This window comes from Pontibacter rugosus, from assembly GCF_042678745.1.
Classification (GTDB): Bacteria; Bacteroidota; Bacteroidia; order Cytophagales; family Hymenobacteraceae; genus Pontibacter; species Pontibacter rugosus.
The window spans coordinates 1-2,453 of the sequence record NZ_JBHTLD010000366.1 but is presented as its reverse complement, the minus strand read 5'-3'; the positions used below and the strand labels follow the sequence as shown (position 1 = coordinate 2,453).

Genomic DNA, 2,453 nt, shown 5'->3' with positions numbered 1-2,453 from the left:
TTAAAAATCATATACATGGTGATACTAGAGACACCATATGCAGTTGTTACCTATCGCGAACCTCAGAAAGTATTGCTGCTAACATGGCTTCAAAAACCTGTTCTTTCTGACCTGAAGTCTTTATACATGCAGACGCTTGCTTTCGTAAAAGAACATCCATTTATTGTAAAGTACTGCTCAGATTTAACTTTGATGGGGTCATTTAGCAGAGAGCAGGAGAACTGGCTTATGCATGAGTTTTATCCAGAAGTGCACCATATCATTAATGATAACATCTTTGTGGCTGTTGTTTTCTCTGAAAGCCATTTTAATGCTATTGTCATGAATTACCAGGCAACGACCATGCTGCCGATTCATCAGATTATAAATTTCAATTATTTTACAGCTCAGGATGAAGCTGTAGATTGGCTAGTATCCGTAAAAAAAGGCCAGGACACAGCTCTTTTAACTGATTAATCCTGACCTTACCTGATATTATTGTTTCTTGACAAATGCTAACTCAAGGGAAAATTCCAAGTGATTCATAGCTTACCCCGATTTTCTCGATTGCCGTTAAAAAGGCCGCTGTGCGTAAATCAGGAATGTTTTTTTGTACCATCACATCTCTTATCTCATGATAAGCATTGATCATGGTATCTTCTAATCCAGAGCGTACAAGCCCGATTTCGTCTGATCCTTGTGTAAGCAATGCTCTTTCCTGCATCGACAGATTCTTGCCAGAGCTTGTTTCAATAGCATTTACAAGACGGCGATAACTTGCTTCTTCTGCGCGTTTACCCATACGCCCAAACCGCACGTTCGACAGGTTTTTCAACCACTCGAAATAAGATACCGTTACACCACCTGCATTTAAGTATAGGTCTGGAATAATAATAATGCCTTTCTGCAACAGCACTTGCTCGGCTTCACGTGTTACTGGGCCGTTTGCGCCTTCAGCAACTATTTTAGCTTTGATGTTTTCTGCATTGCCGGTATGTATAACATTCTCTAAGGCAGCAGGTAGCAGAATGTCGCACTCGAGCTCAAGCATTTCTGTAGAGTTCTCGTAATTTTTGCAGTCTTTGAAGTTAAGTATAGAGCCGTTTTCGCTTCTGTGCTTAAAAGCTTCCTGCACATCAATACCATTCTCATTGTAAATACCGCCTTCGCGTTCGGCTATTCCTATTATCTTAGCTCCATCTTGTTGGCAGAAAAATGCTGCGTGATAACCTACGTTTCCGAGGCCTTGAACAATGATGCGCTTGCCCTCCATGGTATTTCCTTCTAGCCCTTTTCCTGCCAGAAGTTCTGTATCGGCAAGAGTTTCCCGAAGTCCGTAATAAATACCAAGGCCAGTTGCTTCTGCACGTCCTCTAATACCTCCCTGGCCTACAGGTTTACCTGTAACGCAACCTAAAGCATTTGTCTCGCCATACTTAAGCGCCTGGTAAGTGTCAGCTATCCAGGCCATTTCACGGCTGCCAGTACCATAATCAGGAGCGGGTACATCCATGCCCGGGCCAATCAGGTTTTTCTTGATAAGCTCAGCAGCATAGCGGCGCGTTACCTTTTCAAGGGTTTTAACAGAGCTGGTTCTCGGGTTAATTTTAACTCCTCCCTTTGCACCACCAAAAGGCACATCTACTACGGCACATTTAAAAGTCATGAGCATAGCAAGCGCCTTTACCTCATCCTCATCTACCTGCATACTAAACCTGATTCCTCCTTTAGAGGGTAGCTTGTGGTGGCTGTGCTGAACTCGGATTCCCTCAAATACTTCTACTTTTCCGTCTATCTCTACCGGAAAAGATACTTTATACACGCTATTAGGTGCCTTGATCTGTGCAAGTATCCCTGCATCTAACCTGGAGTAGTTGGCGGCATGGTCAAAAAACTGATAGACGCTGTCTAAGAATTTTTTGCCTTCATTGGTATTGTTTCCCATACAAGAGTTCTTTTTTGAGCAATTTGTCTGATGCTCTTAATGAACGGTTGTTTGCAGCTTTTGTTTAAAATGCAGTATATAGAAAAAGAGAAATGTATAACTTGTAATTCGCCTTCAGTGGATGGTTACTTCCATCCTGGTTTATATAAGCCTTAACTTCGAAGGTTAGTTTACGTGAGTACCTATTTAATTAGAAACATAAAACAAAAGCCTATGCGCTAAATGCATGAATTGTAAGCCAGCTGTAAGTGAGGTGTTTAGAGCCTGAAGATAAATTTGTGGTAAGGTAGGAGGGGATGTTAAAGGCCAGCGACAAACATAGCGTTTGGCAGGAATTTCAAACTAAAGAAGATACTTCTTGAGCTGGAAATCGCCCTATCAAATACCCTAAGATCTACTATGATTTATTAGGATGGTTTTTCCAGAGACAATCCTCATTGTGGCAGATGATGTTTTATAACTGTAATTTTACCGCTGAATCTTGATGACTGACTTATGGATATTATTGGCAGTTATGGATTAATCAACA

General features: G+C 41.4%; 2 protein-coding genes. One reads left to right on the top strand and one right to left on the bottom strand.

What is annotated here, in order from left to right; translation table 11 throughout:
- Window positions 1–456, top strand: a 456-nt coding sequence (locus ACFQ2O_RS21185; protein ID WP_377532806.1) for a hypothetical protein, incomplete at its 5' end; no start/stop codon positions are given.
- 43 nt (window positions 457–499) lie between these two features.
- On the opposite strand, the gene ACFQ2O_RS21180 is transcribed toward ACFQ2O_RS21185, so the two are convergent.
- Window positions 500–1,924 (bottom strand): Glu/Leu/Phe/Val family dehydrogenase, encoded by a 1,425-nt coding sequence (locus tag ACFQ2O_RS21180; RefSeq protein WP_377532804.1) that lies wholly within the window; start codon window positions 1,922–1,924, stop codon window positions 500–502.
- Between the last annotated feature and the right edge of the window lie 529 nt (window positions 1,925–2,453).

What these genes read in the sequence shown, in the direction of transcription:
- ACFQ2O_RS21180 (WP_377532804.1), bottom strand. Translation starts at nt 1,924, where the DNA reads ATGGGAAACAATACCAATGAAGGCAAAAAATTCTTAGACAGCGTCTAT.